The organism is Variovorax sp. EBFNA2 (genome assembly GCF_033802765.1).
Taxonomy (GTDB): domain Bacteria; phylum Pseudomonadota; class Gammaproteobacteria; order Burkholderiales; family Burkholderiaceae_C; genus Variovorax; species Variovorax paradoxus_H.
In genome coordinates this window covers 1,295,695-1,314,745 of the sequence record NZ_CP138496.1, presented here as the reverse complement: position 1 = coordinate 1,314,745, position 19,051 = coordinate 1,295,695, and the positions used below count along the sequence as shown (strand labels likewise).

General features: G+C 69.9%; 7 protein-coding genes. 4 read left to right on the top strand and 3 right to left on the bottom strand.

The genetic code is table 11. The annotated features are described in order from the left end of the window. Positions 1 to 5: 5 nt before the first annotated feature. Together RZE79_RS05905 and RZE79_RS05900 are read left to right on the top strand one after the other, a co-directional pair. Positions 6 to 1,670: an alpha-amylase family protein gene (locus tag RZE79_RS05905; protein ID WP_319359409.1), complete on the top strand. Its 1,665-nt coding sequence runs from the start codon at positions 6 to 8 to the stop codon at positions 1,668 to 1,670. A 47-nt stretch (positions 1,671 to 1,717) separates the two neighbouring features. Next, positions 1,718 to 2,203: a DUF305 domain-containing protein gene (locus tag RZE79_RS05900; RefSeq protein WP_319359408.1), complete on the top strand. Its 486-nt coding sequence runs from the start codon at positions 1,718 to 1,720 to the stop codon at positions 2,201 to 2,203. A gap of 14 nt (positions 2,204 to 2,217) precedes the next feature. On the opposite strand, the gene RZE79_RS05895 is transcribed toward RZE79_RS05900, so the two are convergent. Then, positions 2,218 to 5,397 (bottom strand): AAA family ATPase, encoded by a 3,180-nt coding sequence (locus tag RZE79_RS05895; RefSeq protein WP_319359407.1) that lies wholly within the window; start codon positions 5,395 to 5,397, stop codon positions 2,218 to 2,220. A 143-nt stretch (positions 5,398 to 5,540) separates the two neighbouring features. Here RZE79_RS05895 and RZE79_RS05890 point away from each other — a divergent pair, with 143 nt between their 5' ends. Continuing rightward, on the top strand, positions 5,541 to 5,927 hold the full coding sequence (locus RZE79_RS05890) for a hypothetical protein (protein ID WP_319359406.1): 387 nt from the start codon (positions 5,541 to 5,543) through the stop codon (positions 5,925 to 5,927). Further along, positions 5,924 to 6,739 carry a class I SAM-dependent methyltransferase gene (locus tag RZE79_RS05885; protein ID WP_319359405.1) on the top strand — a complete coding sequence of 272 codons (816 nt, stop codon included), beginning with the start codon at positions 5,924 to 5,926 and terminating at the stop codon, positions 6,737 to 6,739. Before RZE79_RS05890 ends, RZE79_RS05885 begins: the two co-directional genes overlap by 4 nt. 40 nt (positions 6,740 to 6,779) lie before the next feature. Here RZE79_RS05885 and RZE79_RS05880 read toward each other — a convergent pair whose 3' ends face one another. Further along, entirely contained in the window at positions 6,780 to 7,328 is a 549-nt protein-coding gene (locus RZE79_RS05880) for a sigma-70 family RNA polymerase sigma factor (protein WP_319359404.1), read from the bottom strand. Positions 7,329 to 7,461: 133 nt separating this feature from the next. After that, the gene (locus tag RZE79_RS05875) at positions 7,462 to 18,819 is read right to left on the bottom strand and encodes a filamentous haemagglutinin family protein (RefSeq protein WP_319359403.1); all 11,358 of its coding nucleotides are present in this window, start codon (positions 18,817 to 18,819) and stop codon (positions 7,462 to 7,464) included. Positions 18,820 to 19,051 lie beyond the last annotated feature (232 nt).

Genomic DNA, 19,051 nt, shown 5'->3' with positions numbered 1-19,051 from the left:
CCGCGATGATCAACGATCTTTGGTACAAGAACGCCGTGGTCTATTGCCTCTCCGTGGGAACCTTCATGGACTCCAACGGCGACGGCTGCGGCGACTTCGAAGGACTGACACGGCGGCTGGAATACCTGCACGGCCTGGGCGTCACCACCGTGTGGCTGATGCCCTTCCATCCCTCGCCGGGGCGCGACGACGGCTACGATGTTTCCGACTATTACAACGTCGATCCGCGCTTCGGCACGCTCGGCGATTTCGTCGAGTTCACGCACTCGGCTTCGCGCCTGGGCATGCGCGTGCTGATGGACCTCGTGGTCAACCACACCTCGGTGCAACACCCCTGGTTCCAGCAGGCGCGCAAGGACCGAAAGTCAAACTATCACAACTGGTACGTGTGGTCCGACAAGAAGCCCGCCCGCTACACCGACGGTGTGGTTTTCCCCGGCGTCCAGAAATCGACCTGGACTTTCGACAAGATCGCAAGGCGCTGGTACTTCCACCGCTTCTACGATTTCCAGCCCGACCTGAACACGGCCAACCCCGATGTGCAGGCGGAGATCCTCAAGATCATGGGCTTCTGGACCCAGATGGGCGTGTCGGGCTTTCGCATGGACGCCGTGCCCTTCGTGATCGGCGCCAAGGGGCCGGGGGTGGTTCGACCCACGGAGAAATTCGACATGCTGCGCCAATTCCGCGAACTGCTCCAGTGGCGCCGGGGCGACGCGATCATCCTGGCCGAGGCCAACGTGCTGCCCAGGACCAACATGTCGTACTTCGGCGCCGAAGGCGAGCGGCTGCACATGATGTTCAATTTCCGGGTCAACCAGCACCTGTTCCATGCCATGGCCATTGCCGACGCGCGGCCCCTGGCGAAGGCGCTGGAGGCCACGCGGGAGCGCCCGCCCACCTCGCAATGGGCGATGTTCCTGCGCAACCACGACGAACTGGACCTGGGGCGACTGAGCCGCGCGCAGCGCGCGCGCGTGTTCGCCGCCTTCGGGCCCGACAAGGACATGCAGCTGTACGACCGCGGCATCCGCCGCAGGCTGGCGCCGATGCTCGGCGGCAACCGGCGCCGCCTCGAACTGGCCTACAGCCTGATGCTCACGCTGCCCGGCACGCCGGTGATCCGCTATGGCGACGAGATCGGCATGGGCGACGACCTGAGCCTGCCAGAGCGCAACTGCACGCGCACCCCGATGCAGTGGTCCACCGAGAGGCAGGGCGGATTCACCGTGTCGTCGAAACCCATCCTGCCCGTCATCTCCGGCGGGGCGTACGGCTTCGAGCACGTGAACGAGGCGGCCCAGCGGCGTGACCCCGAGTCGCTTCTCAACTGGATGGAACGCGTCTTCCGGATGCGAAAGGAAGTGCCGGAGATCGGATGGGGCGATTTCGAAGTGATTCCGCACGACGAACACGCGGTGCTCATCGTGCGCTACGAGTGGCGAGGCAACGGCGCCCTCTTCGTGCACAACCTCGGCGAGACCCCGCTGGAAATCAAGATCGCCGCCAAGGCGCTCGGCAAGCACGGCGGGCAACTGATCAACCTGCTCTCGGACGCGCACAGCCGCGCCGACCACCAGGGCAGGCACTGCATGCTTCTGGAGCCCTACGGCTACCGATGGTTTCGGGTCGGCCGGCTCGACTACCTTCTCAAGCGCGACGAGATGTGAAAGCAGCGCCTGTTCATCATCAACAACCCCGCACCAAGGAGAGCCAGATGAAAGATAGCGAACACGCCTCGGCGCACACAGGCAGCCACAACTACCTCCTGTTTGCAGTGAACATGCTGCTCAGCTTCATTGCCATGTACGTCCTCATGTTTTCCATGATCGACGGCTGGGGCGACTTCCGGAACAACCTCAACATGTTCTACATGGCACTCAGCATGGTCGCGCCCATGGGCATCTTCATGCTCGCCACGATGCGGGGGATGTACCGCAACAAGGCGATCAACGGTGCGCTCTATGCCGGGCTCGCGATGCTGTTTGTCGCCGCCCTTGCCGGGACGCGGCAGCAGAGCCTCATCGGCGACGGGCAGTTCATCGCGTCGATGGTGCCGCATCACTCGGGCGCGATTCTCATGTGCCGCGAGGCCCAGCTGAAGGATGCCGAACTGGTCGCGCTGTGCAAGCGGATATCCAGCTCCCAGCGTAGCGAGATCGAGCAGATGAATGCAATCCGGAAAAGGCTGTCTGCGGGTTAGCGCCGGGGGGTTACCTAGCCGGCCAGTTCCTGGCAGCGCGCGGCGTCCGGCGCGTGGCCGCAGATTCGGAACTCCTGTGCCGCTGCGGAGAAGCCTTCGCGCGCGGCAGCGCCACGGCCCGCCGCCAGTTCGATGTGGGCCCGCGCCTCGTGCAGCGACGCGTACCAGGCGGGCAGCTTCATCACCACGTGGGCCAGGTACTCGGACTGCTGCTGGTGGCGGGCCGCCAGGTCCAGCTCGCGCGCCCTGGCGGCCGCGATGGTGGCCGGGATGGCGAAGGTGATGCGGCAGCCGGGGCAGCTTTCTAGCGGGCCGCGCACGTTGGCCTCGGCTTCTTCCAGCACGCCCAGTGCGGCGTCGGGCTGCGTGGCCATCGCGATGCGGGTGCCGTAGATGCGGTCCAGCAGGTGAAAGCCGACATCGGACTGCCGCGCGACGTCGAGCGCTTCGTCGAGCAGGCCGCGCGCCCGGTCCATCTGCCCGCGGTAGATCGCCAGTTCGGAGCGGCGCTGCAGCGACAGCGCTTCGCCCGTCGCACCGCCGATCGCGCGGTGCATGCGCCCGCCGGCCACGAGGTCTTGCTCGGCGGCGTCGAGCTGGCCGCTGAGCAGCCAGGCCTCGCCGCGCAGCGTGACGGCGAATGCATGCCCGCGCGCCGCGCCCAGCCGCTGCGCTTCGGTCGCCAGCGCATCGGCGAATGAGATGACCTCGGCATACGGCCGCGAGCCGTACAGGAAGCGCTGCGTGATGCACAGGTGGCCGTCGAACACGCGCACCGCCAGCTGCGGCAGGTGGCTCGTCTCCTTGAGGTCGGCCCAGATGCTGCCGTGCAGGTCGCCGCGCGCGTGCGCCGCTGCGGCTTGCGACCAGGAGGCGATCACGAGCGTGCCTTCGTCGCCGGTCTCCAAGGCAATCCGGCGCACCTCGGCCGACCGGCGCGTGCCTTCGGCGGGGTCGCCGAAGCCCAGGGCCGCCGCGCCGCTGTACGCCAGCGCTTCGGCCAGGCGCCCCGCCACGGTGGTGGGATGCACGTCCTGCAGGTACTTCAGCGCACCGGGCGGATCGCTCATCTTCACTTGCGCCAGGGCGCGCTTGGCGCGCAATTCGTGCGACAGCGCCTCCGGCGCGACAGCGGCGGCGGCGTCGTAAGCAGCCAGGGTGCCGGGCCGGCCCAGCGCGTCCAGGGCTTCGGCACGCAGCGCCAGTGCGTCCGGCTGCGTCGCCCGGTGCGCGAGCAGCGGCTCGACGTGGCGCAGCACGTCTTCGCAGGCGCCGAGGCGAAAGGCCTGGCGCGCGGCCGCCAACGCGCAGGGGATCGCCCGATCGGCATCGCCTGCGGCGAGCCAGTGGTGGCCCACCAGGCCCGGTGCCGCACCGCCTTGCTCAAGCCGAGCCGCCACGTCGCGATGCAACAGCACACGCCGGTGCGGCGGGATGCCTTCGGCGAGCGCTTCCCGCACGAGGGCGTGGCGAAAGCGGTAGCGGCCATCGGCCACCACCAGCACGCCTGCGGCCAACGCCTGGTCGAGCCGCGCCAACGCGTCGTGGCCCTCGTCGGTGGCCAGCGCCACGGCGGTGGGCACGTCGAAATCGTCGGCCGACAGCGCCAACCGGCGCAAGGCCTCCGTCGTGCCGGGCTCAAGGTCGCACAGGCGTTCAGCCAGGGCCGACGACACGTTGCGGGGCATCGCCCCCGTGGCGCCGTCTGATGTGGCGGCAGCGCGCGTGAGCTCGACCACGGCGAACGGCAGGCCTTCGGCACGACGCGCGATGGCGGTGGCGGTCTCGCCCGTCATCGGTGGGTCGGCCGAGCGGGCCGCGAGCAGCGCCGCCTCTTCCTCGGACAGCGGCCCCAGTTCAAGGGCCTCCAGCTGGCCGGCGCGCAGCAGGCGTGCGGTGTTGCGGTCCAGCAGGGGTGGCAGTGCGTGCCGGCACGCGAGCAGCACGAACACCGGCGGGCCGCTCGCGACCAGTTGCGTCAGCGTCTCGGCGCTCGCGTCGTCCGCTGCGTGCGCGTCGTCGACGATGAGCAGCACGGGCTTTTGCGAGGCGGTGGCCAGCAGCAGCCGGCGCACGGCGCCCACCATCTGGTGGCGCCCGAGCGGCAGGGCCAGCGGTTGCACGTCGCCCGAAGCGGTCATCTGCGCCAGCACGGCCTGGGCGTGCGCTCCGATGGCCTGTGCGGCATCGGGCAGTTCGCCGAGCAAGGGCTCCACCAGGTCGGCCGCGATGCCGTAGGGCCGGCTCCAGTCGCTGGCCTGCAACGAGCGCACCTGCCAACCCAGGCCCCGCGCTTCTTCGGCGACGCGGCGGCAGAAAGCGGTCTTGCCCATGCCCGCCGGGGCGCGCACCACCGCGCCACCCGGACGGCCCGCGAGGCTGGCACGCAACCACCCCAGCACACGCACGAGCTCCATGGCTCGGCCGACGAAACGCGGCGCGGCACTTTCCAGGCCCGCGACGCAGTCGCGGTACAGCGCCTCGGCCGAGGCGCCGGGGCGCATGCCCAAGGTCTGCTGCAGATGGTCGCGCAGGTGGCCGTACCAGCGCAGCGCCGACGAGCGCCGCCCGGCCGCCAGCTCCTCGCGCATCAACTGGACATGGGCCGCCTCGTCGGTGGGGTCTTCGCGCACCAGCCGTTCCAGGTCGCCGGTCTGGCGCAACAGCCGCAGGAACTTGTCGCGCAAGCGCTGGCGCGGCGCCTCGGTCCAGGCTTCGTAGCGTGCGTCGGGCAGGAGGTCGCCGCTGTAGAGCTGCGCGGCCGCCTTGCAGGCCTGCGGATCGCCGCTGCCCAGGGCCTCGTCGGCGGCGCGCTCGAACCGGCCGACGTCGCACGCCACCGCATGGTCGGGCAGCAGGAACACCCGGCCGCCTCGCAACACGAGCGCGTCGGGCCGGCCGATGAACTGGCGCGCGTGGTGCGCGGCCTTGCGCAGGTTGGCGCTGCCCGCGTCGGGGTCCAGGTGCGGCCAGAGCGCTTCCACCACCTGCTCGTTCGCCAGGCTGCGGTCGGGCTGCAGCGACAGCAGTTGCAGCAACTCGGCGGCTCGCCGGGTCAGCGGCACCGGGGGGACCAGTGGCACCGGCGGCGTCTGGGAGGGTACCCCGACCGAGGCCGGCCCCACGCTCAGGCGAAACGGGCCCAGCAGCCGGATCGACACGGCATCGGACGACGGAGTCGTTGAGGGCGACATCGCGATTCCTTTCCACCGGCACAAGGCCGGGAACGTTTCAGGAACGCCAAGCGTGGAGCATCAGTATGCCGTCTATCGAACCTGGCGGGTGCAACGAATAGACGCACCACCCCCGCGCCCGCGAACCTCTCGAGGAGCACCTCATGCACATGGCAAAAGACGAAGTCGACGTGAAGATGGAGATTCCCGGTGCCGTGATCCGGCAGCGCTTGAATTTCGGCGACGCGACCGGCTACAGCAAGATCAGCGGCGAGTACTTCACGCTGTCGGCGGGCGTCGACACGACACCGCTCTTCCAGGGCCTGAACCACAACTCGTGCCATTGCCCGCACTGGGGATTCGTGCTCAAGGGCCAGATCACCACCACCGACGATGCCGGGGGACAGGAAACGGTCAAGACCAACGACCTGTTCTATTGGCCGCCCGGCCACAACGTCAAGGTCGACGCCGACGCGGAGATCGTGATGTTCAGCCCGCAACACGAGCACACGCACGTGATCAACCACATGATCGAGAAGGTGACGTCATGAACCCGAACAAGGCCCTCTGGGAAAAAGGCGACTTCACCCGCATCGCCGAGAGCATGCGCGAGAGCGGTGAAGACGTCGTGCGCCACGCGCACATCACGCCCGGCATGAAGGTGCTGGACCTCGGCTGCGGCGACGGCAACACCGCCCTGCCGGCCGCCAAGCTCGGTGCGCAGGTGCTGGGCATCGACATCGCCGCCAACCTGGTCGCCGCGGGCAACCGGCGGGCGGCACAGGCCGGGCTGTCGGCCAGCTGCCGGTTCGAGGAAGGCGACGCCTGCGAGCTGCAGCTCGAGAACGCGTCCTTCGATCTGGTCATCAGCATGTTCGGCGCCATGTTCGCGCCCAAGCCCTTCGACGTGGCACGGGAGATGGTGCGCGTCACGCGGCCGGGCGGGCGCATCCTCATGGGCAACTGGATCCCCAACGACCCCACGCTGGTGGCGCAGATTTTGAAGATCAGCTCGTCGTACGCGCCCCCGCCGCCCGAAGGTTTCGTGAGCCCGATGGGCTGGGGTTCGACCCCGAACATCGTCGAGCGCTTCGGTGCGGCGGGCGTTGCCGCCGAGGCCATCCGCTGCGAACGCGACAGCTACATCTTCGACTTCAAAGGCACAGCGGAGGAATTCGTCGACACGTTCCGGCAGTTCTATGGCCCGACCATGAACGCTTTCGACGCAGCCGAAAAGGCCGGGCGCACCGACGAACTGCGCACGGAACTGGTCACGCTGTTCCAGAGCCAGAACCAGAGCCAGTACCCCAACACCTGCCTGATCGCCGCGACGTTCCTGCGGGTGACGGTGGAGGTGAGCTGATCGGCGTCGGCACAGCTGACGCGCCGTCCCCGAAGGCCCGTCAGCGCAGCGACTGCGCGCAATGCGCCAACGCCTGGCGCAAGGTGGTGTCCACACGCCGCAGCGAAAGCCCGTGGCGGGCGGCCACCTCGTCGCGCGTCAGCTCATGAATGCGCAAGCCCATGAAGATCGCCTGGTGACGATGGGGCAAGCCGCGCATGGCGCGCTCCACGGCCAGCAAGCCGGAGCGGGCTTCGGCAATGGGCTCGGGGCCGGGCGAGGGGTCCGCGAAGCTTTCCAGTTCAACGGCCGCATCGCCGCTGTACTGCCAGGGCCGGTCGGCGCGCAGGCGGTCCACCGCCACGTTGCAGGCCACCCGAAACACATAGGCCTCGGGGCTGTCCACCGCATCGGGAACAGCGCCGTCGCCCAGCCGCAGCCAGGCGTCGTGCAGGCAGTCGCTGGCCTGGTCGGCGCAGCCCAGGCGGTGCAGCAGGCGCCGGTGCAGGCGCTGGTAGTTGGCCACCAGGCAGTCGCGCAGCAGCGCGACGCCCTGGCCGGCATCGCCTTCTTCGGAAGACGCCAGGCAAAGTTGAATGCTCATGTCCATGACGGATGTGCCTTCGTGACTGCATCTGCAAAAAAATGGCCGGACCTGCGCAATGGCCGACGCACGCCCCACCCTCCCCCCACGTGCAAACACGCGAGGGGAAGCTGCACCTTGTGGTGCCCGGGTGGCGGGTCTAGTCGGGCTGCTGCAAGCGGCGGCGCTCGGCTTCGGTCAGCCGCGCCAGCTGTTCCGGCTTGAGGCTTTGCCCGTGACCGATGACCTGCACGCGGTGGTTCGGGTCGTGGCTGGCCACGCCCGGCGGCCGCGCATCCGGTGCACCGGACGGCGACAGCGCGCCGCCGCGCTCGGCCGCATCGTTGCCGAAGCCGAGCACCCGCACGGTGAAGACCGAGGGCAGCGCCTGGCGGCTGGCGGCGCGGTCGCGCTGCACCGCGTCCTGCGCGGCCATGGCCGCCTGCGAGGCTGCGGCGCTGGCATTGGTGAGCGCGCCCACGTTCACCGCAGCCACCACCGGAATGCCCTTCGACTCGCCCTTGACCTGGATGTTGTCGGCGTTGAGCACCTGCAACGCCGCGATGTTCAGGTTGCCTGCCACGCGCACACCCGCATCGCCGGCGTTGACCACGCCCCCCGGCGCCACCAGGTCGACGTCGCCATCGCCCACGGTGCCGATGCCGCTGCCGCTCATGTCGGACTTCTCGCGCACGATGGTGTTGCCGTCCAGGTCGGTCACCACTTCGGGCGCCGAGGGCACACGCACGGTCTTGGAGCCGCGGCCGGCGTCGATGTCGCCCTTGCTCGACCAGATGATCTGGTCGCTGCCGCGCGAGGTGGCTTCGGGCACGAACGACAGGATGCGCGAGCGGTTCACGGTCACGTCGTTTCTGGCGAACACGTTGATATGGCCCGAGCCCAGCGTCACCAGCCCGTGGCCGTCGGGCACCTTGGTGCCCAGCGCCGCCACCTGCAGGCCGCCGCCCGGCGTCAGCACGTTGATGTCGCCGCCGGCCATGGTGCGCAGCATCATCAGGTTGGCCGCGACGTTGCCCTTCCACTGGTCGCCCGGGAACAGGGTCTCGATGGCGGTGTAGCCGCGGTTGTAGCCGCCGTTGCGCGGCAGGTCGTCCACGCCGGGTTCGTTCTGGTCGCGGCCGGCATCGCGCAGTTCCAGCATGTAGATCTGGCGCAGGAACTGCTGCTTCGCCAGCTGCGGCAGTGCCTGGAAGCGCTGCCACGCGGCCATGGGCGCCAGCGCTTCGCCGGTCATGTCCTTCATGTACGACACCAGGCCGCGGCGTGTCACCTTTTCTTGGCCGGCCCGCATCTCGGTGCCGTCGACCAGGTACAGCGGCAGCGTGCTGCCGTCAGCGCCGCGCGTCTTCAGGTGGTCGGGCATGGCCGCGACCTTCGACGGGTCGAGGTAGGCACCCGCGAAGGCCTCGTAGGCCGGCGCGTGGTTCATGCCGGCCATCACGGTGATGGTGGCCCCCTGCTCGGACAGCCCGTTGACCTGGGTCTTCGGGATCGCGCGGTTGTCGGCGGCGTCGTACTGCTGGTTGCCCAGCGTCATGACCCGCAAGTCGTTGGCATAGACATCGCGTCCCGCCGACAGCACCAGCGAGCCGGCGCCCTGCAGCTTGATGCTGCCGGAGCCGTAGTGGGCCGAGCTCAACCCGCGGCGCACCAGCGCCGCCGCGATGATGTCATTGCCTGCTTCCAGCAGCGTCGTGTCGTCGGAGTGCACGTTGCGCGCATTCATCTGGATGCCGCGGATGTCGGTGCCGGCGCGCAGCCAGGTCTGCTCGTTGGCAACGATGTTGGCGCCCAGGATCGAACCCTGCGCGGCATAGACGCGGCTCGGCGCACGATCGTCGATCAACGTCGGCACGTCGGGATTGCCCACGTCGGTGAAGTACGGGGCCCCGAGGTACGTACCCGGCGACAGCGGGTTGCGCAGCACTGTGTCCATGTTGACGATCTGGTGGGCGTAGCCGCCCGCACCCGCTGGCAGGAAGGGCGACGGCACCATCGGCAACGTGGCGTACGACATGACGATTTCCGCGTCGTTCTCGTGGCCCGCCCAGGTCTTCAGCAATGCGGCGTCCTGGCTGTTGAAGCGCACGTCGCGCTGCGCCATCAACTGCATGTCGTTGGTCGCCGCGGGCATGACGTACATCGCCCCCTGGATCTGCAGGCTGCCGTTCATGGCCGTCGCATGCAGGCGTGCCGGGTAGCGATTGCCACCGTAGCCGACGAGGCCGTTTTCGGCCGTGGTCTGAGGGCGCAACACCACGTCGCGGAAGATGAAGTCGGCCTGGTTGACCAGCGTGATGTCGCCACCGGTCGAGACCAGGCTCAGGCCGCTGCGCTGCGAATAGCCCGTCATGTAGGCGCCATGGTCGAGCAGCCGTCCGTCGGGCGTCATGCCGTTGCCATAGCGCACGAGCAACGGATCGACCACCGCTTGCAGGCGCAGGTCGCCGGCGGTGCGCAGGCTCAGCGTGGCGTCGCCCAGCGCCAGCACCGGCGCCACGGCGAAGGCCTTCGAGACGCCCACGTTCTGCGCGTCCGTCTTCGTCACGGTCACCGCGTGGCCCGTGGCGGTTTCGCCGGCCCGGATCTCGCCCGTGCCGCGCCCGATGTAGTACTGGCCGCCGCGGATCGCACCGCCGGCCTCGACCGTCATCGCGCCGCCGTTGCGCACCTCCATGTTCATGGCCTCGCCGACGCTGCGCCCGCCGCGCATGCGCATGTTGCTGGTCAGCGCCACCACCAGGTTGCCGAGGTCGCCGCCGGCGCTCACGTTCACGTTGCCGCCGCCGAAGGCGGCCACGCCCTGCCTGAACTCGCCGTGGTTGACCCACCAGCTCGCCTGCTCGATCGGGCGGATGTTCGGTGCGCAAACGCCGTTGCTGCAGTTCGTCGCGCCGTCGTGGTACGGGCCGAACACGCGGTCGGCGTTGACGTTGCCCTGCCGGTTGAGCCACTCGGTGAAGCGCTGTCCCGAGGGCTGGGCCTCGATGCCGCCCTGCGCCACGATGTCCAGGTTGCCGCCCGCCACGCCGTAGGCGGCGTTGGCGGGCGCGCTGCTGAAGTCGCTCCAGGTGGTGGTGTCCTTGCGGCCCGCGGTGTAGATCACCGAATCCTTGTGCGCCAGCTTCAGGTCGCGCCCCGCGCGCACTTCGAGGTCGCCGGTGCCGGTGCGCACCAGCTTGCCCGCGCCGTTGTCGACTGCCGCATCGGGGTCGGTGTCGGCGCTGCCGATGCGGACCGTGCCGCTGCCCGCCGCCTGCCCGGCCAGCGGCTTGAGCGCCAGTGCATGGGCCGAGCCCATGTCGCCGCCGGCAACCAACCGCAGGTTCCATGACGCGGCCTCCTGCAGCGTGCCGGTGCGGTCGGCCGCATTGAAGCCATCGCTCAGGTGGCCGTCGATCAGCAGGTTGCCGGCCGCGCGCAGCGTGAGGCTGCCTTCGCGGGCGTTGGCGAAATCGGTGAACAGGTTCCAGTCGCTGCCCATCGCCAGGTCGCCGGTGCTGCTGATCTCAATGCCGGGCATCACGCGCAGGCCCGAGCCCAGGCCCAGCCGGTCGGCGATGGCGCCGCCGCGGTTGGCGAAAGTGCTCGCATCGGCAATCGCCGTGCTTTTGATGGCATCGACCGAGGTCTGGTTTTCGTACACGGCCACGCCTTCGAGCACGGCCGAGCGCGCACCGACGATGCCGGTCTTCACGGCCACTGCGGCCAGGTCGTCGTGGGTCGCGTTCTGGCGCGCGCGCAGGCGCACCTTGCCGCCGTCGGCGCCGGCCACATCGATGGTGCCGCCGCGCAGGTCGAGCGAACCGCCCGTCGCCTCGAGCGTGACACGGCCGCTGCCCAGCGTGCCGGTGGCGCCGGCCAGCAACTGTGCGCCGTCCTGCATCGACACGCCGTTGCCGCCGGTGACGCGGATCGCGCCGCCGAAGGCCGCGCGTGCGTCGATGCGGCCCGTGATGTTCACCCTGCCGTGGTCCGCAGTGAGACCGAAGTCTTCCACCGTGGTGGCACCGTCGAGCGTCACGTCGCCCTGGCGGATGCGGAACTGGCGCGAGCGGTAGAAGCCCGCGTCGTTCAACCGCTGGTTGAAACCCGCGAAGTCGCCGAGCGTGGCGATGTCCAGCGAGAAGGCGCCGGCCTTGCCGCCGTTGCCCGCCTGCGCCGCGACACGGCCGTCGAGCACCACGGTGCCGCCGTTCGATGCCGCCAGCGCCAGCGTGCCGGCGTTGCCGCCGTCCGCGTGCGCGGCAAGGTGGAGCGCGCTGCCCGCGTCCAGCCGCACATCGCCGCCCACGGCCGACAGGTTGATGCGGCCCGCATCGGCATACGCGGTCACGTCGAAGAAATTCTTGGCGAAACCGCCCACGTCGATCTGAGCGCCGTTGGCCAGCACCACGCTGCCGGCCGAGGCCGTCATGTCCACGGCGCCGCCCAGTGCCACGGCGCGGCTGCCGAACAACACGCTGCCGCCGCCCAGGCTCAGGCGCGTGCCCAGGCTGTCCTGCAGGCCCTGGTCCGCCGCGCCGTCGCCTTGAGCGCCCAGCACCTGCAGCGCGCCGCGCGTGACGATCGATTGCGCCGCGCCGCCGCGGCCGGTCAGCAACGGCGTGGTCAGCGTCAGCGCCGAGTCGCCGGCGTCGATTCCGCCGTTGCCCTCGCCGAGGGTGCGGTTGCGCCCGTGCAGCGAGATCGCACCGAAGCCCGACAGGGTCTTCTGCCCCATCCCCAGCACCAGCGTGCCGGCATCCAGCGTCAGGCCGCCCGTGCCCATGCCCATTCCGGTACCGCCCGCAGCGGTGGCCGTGCCGCCGCTGTTCATCAAGGCGATGGTGTCACCGCGCAGCACGACGTCACCGGCGCCCGCGCCGGCGAGCCGCGCGCCGTCGAGCGTCAGCGAGGCCAGGCCCGCGGCGCCGAGGTCGAGCGACTTGTAGAAGTCGAAGCTCGAATAGCTGCGCAGCGTGAGGCGCTGCGAGTTCGCCAGCTGTGCCAGCGCGCCGTCGTCGAGCACCATGCCTTCGCTGCCGCCGCCGAAGCCGATGCGGCCCGAGGCCACCGACAGGTCGGTGCCGGCAATGCGCGCCGAGCTGGCCAGTTCGGTGTTGCGCGTGGCGTCCAGCAGCAGCGCCGCGCCGCCGTTCACTTCGGCGCCGGCGCCGATGCGGACCAGGCCGCCGGTGGTGGTGTCGACGTTCTGGCGCAGCACCTTCGCCACGTTGCCGTTGGCCACGCGCACCAGCGCGCCCCAGTCGCGTGCCGGTGTCGTCAGCACGTCGTCGTCGGTGGCGGGGGTACCTTTGGTGTCGTACACCTCGCGCTGCTGCGGCGCCACGATCAGGTCGCCCACGGTGCTGGCGCCGGTGCCGCGCGCGCTCACCACGCTGCCCGCGTCGACGGCCACCTGCCCGCTCGCGGCCAGGATGATCTCGGGGCCGTACAGCGCCGAGCCCGCGTCGTTGCGCACCACGATGTCGCTGGCCGTCACGTTCAGCCCCACGCCCAGCGGATCGCCCTTGCGCGTGCCGCCGACCAGCAGGCTGCCGGCGCCGAAGTTCGACAACCCGGCCGAGTCGATCACCAGGTAGCCGTCAGCGCGCAGCGTGCCGGCGTCCTGCCCGGCGCCGACGATGGCGATCTTCTTGCCCGCGATGTCGAGCAGCCCGCCGCGCCCGCCCGTGTCGGGCTGCGAGCGCAGCGTGCCGTCCAGCAGCAGGCGCTCGGTGGCGTCGAACACCACCGCGCCGCCGTCGCGCGCCAGCCGCGGCGTGACCACGCGCTGGCCCGTCAGGCGGTACTGCGTGAGCTTGAAAGCTTCCGACGCGAAGAAGTCGTTGGAAAAGGCCTCGTTGTATTCGCTGTAGCGGCGCAGCGTGTCGCCCGACATCACGCGCCACGCGGAGGCGGTGGCCTGCTGCGTGCCGCCGTAGGCGTTGCCGGTCTTGCCCTGCATGACGATGCCGCCGTCGGGTGCCTTGAAGCCGGTCTTTGCCGGGCCGGCCCACGCGGTGCCGGTGGACTGCACCGCCATCGCGCCGGGCAGCAGCGCATAGCGCGCGGGCAGCAGGTCGTACCAGCCGGCGGCAAGGCCCGGGCCGCCGGACAGCCAGATGCGTTGGCCGGCCTCGATGGCGCTGGCCGGCGCCGTGCCGGTGCGCCCCGGCAGGATGGCGTAGGTGCCGGGCATCGACAGCACGTCGTGCGAGCCGCCGGGGCCGGGCACGAATTCCCAGGCGTACATGTCGCCGCCGCCCGAGATGTCGACCACCGCGCCCTTGGCCAGCGCCACGTCGGGCGCCTTCATGGTGATGCGCTTTTCGGGCGGAGCGACCAGCGCGCTGTCGGAAGGACTGCCGTCGTCGCGCCGGCGCGACGGATCGAGCCAGTGCTCGTTGTTGGACAACGTGCCGTAGGGCACGGTCAGGCCGCTGCCGCTCACCGAGGTGATGCTGTCGCTGCCCAGCGTCAGGCTCTTGCCGGCGTTGAGTTCGATCTGTCCGAGCGGCGCGCGCAGCACGCCGTTCTGTGCGATCACCGGAGCCTCCAGGCGCAGCGTGCCGCCGGCCGACAGTGCGGGCGGGCCCGCATCGCCCAGCCGCTCGATGGCGATCGACTCACCGGCGCGCACCACCGCCGTCATCGCGGTGGACGGGTAGACCTGGCCGGCCTTCATGACCAGCTGGCCGTCGACATCGAAGTTGACCTGCAGCGATGTGGCGGGCGTGAACGTCGCGGGCAGCGGGCCGCCGAGCCGGATGTCGTCGGCCTGCAGCACGGTGCGGCCGAAGCCGGCGATGCGCATGCCGGCCGTGCCTTCGGGTGCGGCCCTGCCGATGTCGATCAGCGCGGCAGACAAGGTGAGTTGCCCGCCGAGCGCCGCGGGGTCGGTCCACCCGGTCGATGCAAAAGGCGACAGCGCATCGAGCGAAATGTGCGCCGCCGACAGCTGCGCGCTGCCGAGTCCGCCGCCGTTGCCCAGCCTGGGCGTGGCAAGCGACAGGCTGCGGCCGGCCTTCACGTGCACGCCGTCGGCCAGCGAGATGCCCTTGGACGCATTCAGCGACACGGCATCGAAGCCGCCTTGCGAAATGGACCCGGCCAGGACGCGCGAGGTCGATTGCGTCTTCACGTCGGGCACCAGCACGTGCGTGGTCAGCGCCGCGCTCGTGTAGAAATGGCGCGCCAGCAGGTCGAGCACGATCGGGCTGATGGTGAGGTTGGCCTCCCAGGGCCGGACCACGCCCGAGACCCCGGGTGCATCGAGGTCGTTGACGATCTCCATGCCGCCGCCCACCACGCCCGGCAGGCTGGAGATGGCCGAGCGCATCTGCGTCGTGAACTTCAGGGGCGTCTTGCTGTACTCGTCGAACAGGTCGAGGTCGGGCACCTGGCTGAAGAGCTTGCTCATGACCCTGTTGGTGACCGGGTCGCGCCAGTACAGCGTGGTGGGCACCGTCACGCCGCCCGGCTTGGCGGGCGGGCCTTCGCTCGAATCGACGATGGTGAGCGAGCCGCCCGATGCGCCCGCGCCGCCGCTGCGGCCCTGCAGGTCGGCGGCCACGCGCATCGTGCCGCGGCTGCCGCCCTTGAGCAAAATCGCGCCGCCGTCGCTGGACAGCGCCACGTTTTCCCAGCCCACCGGACCCAGCCGCGGACCCGCGATGGGGATCTGGATTTCGCCGGAAGCGCCGGACACATCGATGCGCGCGCCGGGCTGCAGTTGGAGCGCATCGCCGCCCAGCAGCGAGACCTCTCCGCCGGCCAGCACCTGGCCTTTCAGCGTGCCGCGCGAATCGGCATGAATCACCGGCACGCCGCGCGCCAGCAATTGCGCGCCCGCTTCGAGCGTGAGGTCGGCCGCGCCCAGTTCGATGCGCCCGGCCGGCGCCTCCAGCGTGCCCTTGATGCTCATCTTGCCGGCGGGGCCTCCCGCGGACATGATCAGCCTGCCTCCGGTGTCGGCACGCACGACCGCACCGGCGCCCACTTCGATGGGGCCTTCGACCGTGCCGAGTTCGAGCGACGCGGGCTTGCGCGCCAGCCGCTCTTCCGGCCGCAGCACGCCGACCGGCGCGACCTGTGCCAGCGTGGTACCGCTGGCGACATCGCGGTAGGGGAACGTCGCCAGGTCGATGCTCGCTGCGGGGCGCATCACGCTGGCGCCTTCGGCGATCGCGATGCCCGACTTGTCGCCCACGTTCACAGCCACCGCGCCGAAGCCGCGCTCGCTGTAAAGCGCCTCGGGCAGCACCACGGTCTTTGCATCGGGTGCCGTGCCGCCGATCTGCACCGGTGACAAGGTGCCGAGTTCGAAGCGCGCGGCCGAGCCGGCCGCGTAACCGCGGATGTCGAGCGCCGCCATGTCGGCCTGCGGCGTCACGCCGCCCAGCGCGACGGTGCCGCCGTTGCCCACGCGCAGCTTCGGCAGGCCCTGCTTGCCGGCATCGACCCGTCCGCCACCGGACACGTCGAGCACCACGCCGGGATCGATCGCGAGCTTGGCCGCGCTCAGCGCCAGCCTGCCGCCGTCCAAGACCCACTGCGCGGGCGCCGAGCCGTCGCGCCAGGCATTGATCCACTGGCCCCGCACATCGAGCGCGCTGGCCGCGCCGAATGCGAGCGCCCCGTTGACCGAGTCCAGCGCGATCTGGCCACCGGGTGCGCGGATGGTGCCGTCGACCTGGAGATTGACGGTCGCGGCCTCGCCACCGCTCGCCTGGAAGGTGCTGCCAGGCGCCAGGTTCAGCACCGCGCCGGATTCGAGGATGAAGTCGCCCGAGACGTTGAACAGCAGGCGCCCCATGCCCGAGCGGTTGAGCACTTCGTCGGACAGGTAAGTCAGCTTGCCGGGCTCCTGGACGCCCGAATCGGGCACCGGCGGTACGCGGAAATCGTCGCCCAGCGCCGACTGGGCATTGAAGCCCGCGGCCAGGCGGCGCGGGTCGCGACTCACGACCAGTTGACCGACCCACCAGGGCCGGTCGTCCTTGGTGCCGTTGCCCAGTTGCAGTTCGCCGCCCAGGTTCTTCGTGGGCTGCATCTGCTGGCGTTCGCCGACCACGCTGCCGCCCCAGTAGTCGCCCTCGAGCACCATCGCGTCACCCGCGAAGATCTGGATCGCGCCGGCCTTGCGGCCTTCGGTGTAGCCGGCTTCGGGCATGTCGGCGCCGATCAGCGGATTGCGCCACGTGGTCTTCACGCCCCAGCGCGCGTGGTTCTGCAGGTACTGGCCGGCTATGCCCACGTAGTCCATGTCGGGCATGGCCTGCTGCATGCCGTAGACACGGCCGTCGGCGCCCATCAGCTTGGTGCTGGTGTTGCGGCCGTCGGCATAGCGCACCGAGCCGCCCGCCACGTCGAGCAGCGAACCGGCCCGCGTGATGACGGCGCCGCCCGCGCGCAGCGTGATCTTTCCGGCCTCGGCCGACAGCTCCTGCAGGTCGGTCTTGCCGACGCCGATCCAGCCCGTCATGTCGCCCAGCGGCGTGCCGACCCACGCGCCCGGGATGTAGGTCTTGCCGTCGCTGCCCAGCACCCATTCCACGCCGCTCATGGGGCCGCCCGCAAACACGCCGTTGGCACGCCGGTCGACCACCACCTTCTTGCCGCGCACCCACGAGTCCGCGAGCAGCGGCGAGTCGCGCAGTTCGTTGATGCGCAGATCGGCCTCGATGAAGTTGCGCGACATCGGCAGCAGGATGTCCTGCACGCCCGCCACGCTCAGGAAGGCCTCGCTGTCCAGGTAGATGCGGCTTCCGTCGCGCAGGTTGCCCTTGTAGTAGGGCAACTGCGTGAAGATGGGGTTGGCCGCCGTCTCCATGTGGATGGTTCCCGAAGGCACGATCACGCCCGCACGCGGCTGGGCGTCGATGAGGTTGCCGAACATCTCGATGCGTCCCGGCTTGTAGCGCGTGACGAGCGCGCTGGCCTCGATCTCCGACCTGTCGCTGGCATCGGGCAGCACCTGCGTCACGCTGTTCGGCCCCAGGGTGAGCGTGCCGGCCGACCAGTTCATCAGGTCGTCCATGTCACCCGTGTAGGCCCGCGCGCCCTGTCCCCAGGCACGCATCACGATCGAGCCGTTGCGGTTGTTCAGTGCCGTGGTCGCCGTCAGCACACCGCTCTGGCGCACGTCGCGGCCCTGCAGCGTGATGTTGCCCCGGTCGGACTGCACGATGCCGGTGTTGGCCACTTCGTAGCCGACCTGCGCGGCGCGCGCGGCCATCTCGGGCAGCACCACGTCGCGCACCCCCGCCATGTAGGCGGCGTCGGCGTACGCCGGTGTCAGCGCATGGGCGCTGAGCACCTGCCCGAAATTGAAGGCCCAGCCCGGCGCGGCCGATGCCGCCACGTCCAGCCCGCGCACGCCGTTCGGGTCGTTGCCGATCGGTGTCTTCAGGTAGACGTTCTCGCCCGCCGCCATGATGACCTGCCCGTCGGGCGCCGACAGGTGGCCCGCGTTGCGCACCTTGGGCCCGAACAGCATGAGCTTGCCGCCCGCGTCAACCGCCAGCCGCGCGCCCGCATCGACCCGCACTTCGCCGGGCGGCGCACCCGGACTGAAGCGGTCCACGCCGCCCATCCGGTCGGGCCGTGTGCCGTTGCCGGGCTTGAATCCGGCGTCGGCAAAGATCTCCGGCTTGAACGGACTGAAGTCGCCGAACTGCGGAATGCTCGCGTCGTTGCCCTGGTAGGAATGGCTCTGGCCGTTGTTGATGCCGAGCTTGAACTGCGTGTCCGACAGGCTCAGGCTCGACGCCACCAGCGTGCGCGTGTTCACCTGGCTGTTGCCGGTGAAGACGATGCCGTTGCGGTTGACGAGATACACCGACCCGTCGGCCTTGATCTGCCCCGCGATCTGACTGGGTTTGCCGCTCGGGTCGTTGATGCGGTTCAGCGCGATCCAGGTGTTGGTGCCGTCGGGCTTGGCGCCGGCGCGCTGGTCGAACTGCACGACGGTGTTGCGACCGACGTTGAAGGTTTCCCAGTTCAGGATCGCCTTCTCCGCCGTCTGTTCGATCTTCACCTGGGTCTTGCCACCGGCCGCGCTCTGCACCGGTGCATTGGCGTTGGCCCAGCCGGCGGTGAGGCTGCTCGCATCGACCTTCAGGCCGCCCTCGGTCAGCCCGTCGGGCACCGAGCCGTCGTTCTGCGCCGTCTGCCGTGCCGCGGCTTGCGCGGCCTGTTGCGCCGCGATGGTCTGCGCGGCCAGGTTCAGGTTGTTGATGGAGCGCTGCCACTGCGGGTTGTCGGCCTTCTGCCGCGCCACCGGATTGGTGAGGCTCGACGCGGGCTGGCCGTTGGGCAGGTAGCCCGTGAGCGCGGCCGTGCTCTGCGCCGAGCCCTTGGCGTTGAACCATGCACCACTGAAGGCGCGCTGCGCCTGCGCGTGGCCGGCCATGCCGCTGGCCACCAGCATCAGCGCCATGGCGCGCGCAATGGGCGCCAGCTTGAAATTCCCCTGTCGTCGATCCCCGTTCCCGCGCATGCCCGTGTTCATGTGAAGTTCCCGCCAATGATTGGTTCGATGTTCTGGAAGGGCTTCACATCAAAGGGCCGCAGTGCAAGACAAGAAAAGCAATGCGGCGCGACGAAAAACCCGTTACTGCCAAGACACCGGACGCCGCCGGATTCCGCCAACATTTTTTGACCGCCGCGCACGGGGCGGTGCGTGGTTTCGCGAGAGTCACGCGGCAGTCATTCGGTCGTCACGCGAATGCCACGCGAAAGCA

What these genes read in the sequence shown, in the direction of transcription:
- RZE79_RS05875 (WP_319359403.1), bottom strand. Translation starts at nt 18,819, where the DNA reads ATGAACACGGGCATGCGCGGGAACGGGGATCGACGACAGGGGAATTTC.
- RZE79_RS05880 (WP_319359404.1), bottom strand. Translation starts at nt 7,328, where the DNA reads ATGGACATGAGCATTCAACTTTGCCTGGCGTCTTCCGAAGAAGGCGAT.
- RZE79_RS05905 (WP_319359409.1), top strand. Translation starts at nt 6, where the DNA reads ATGATCAACGATCTTTGGTACAAGAACGCCGTGGTCTATTGCCTCTCC.
- RZE79_RS05900 (WP_319359408.1), top strand. Translation starts at nt 1,718, where the DNA reads ATGAAAGATAGCGAACACGCCTCGGCGCACACAGGCAGCCACAACTAC.
- RZE79_RS05895 (WP_319359407.1), bottom strand. Translation starts at nt 5,397, where the DNA reads ATGTCGCCCTCAACGACTCCGTCGTCCGATGCCGTGTCGATCCGGCTG.
- RZE79_RS05890 (WP_319359406.1), top strand. Translation starts at nt 5,541, where the DNA reads ATGCACATGGCAAAAGACGAAGTCGACGTGAAGATGGAGATTCCCGGT.
- RZE79_RS05885 (WP_319359405.1), top strand. Translation starts at nt 5,924, where the DNA reads ATGAACCCGAACAAGGCCCTCTGGGAAAAAGGCGACTTCACCCGCATC.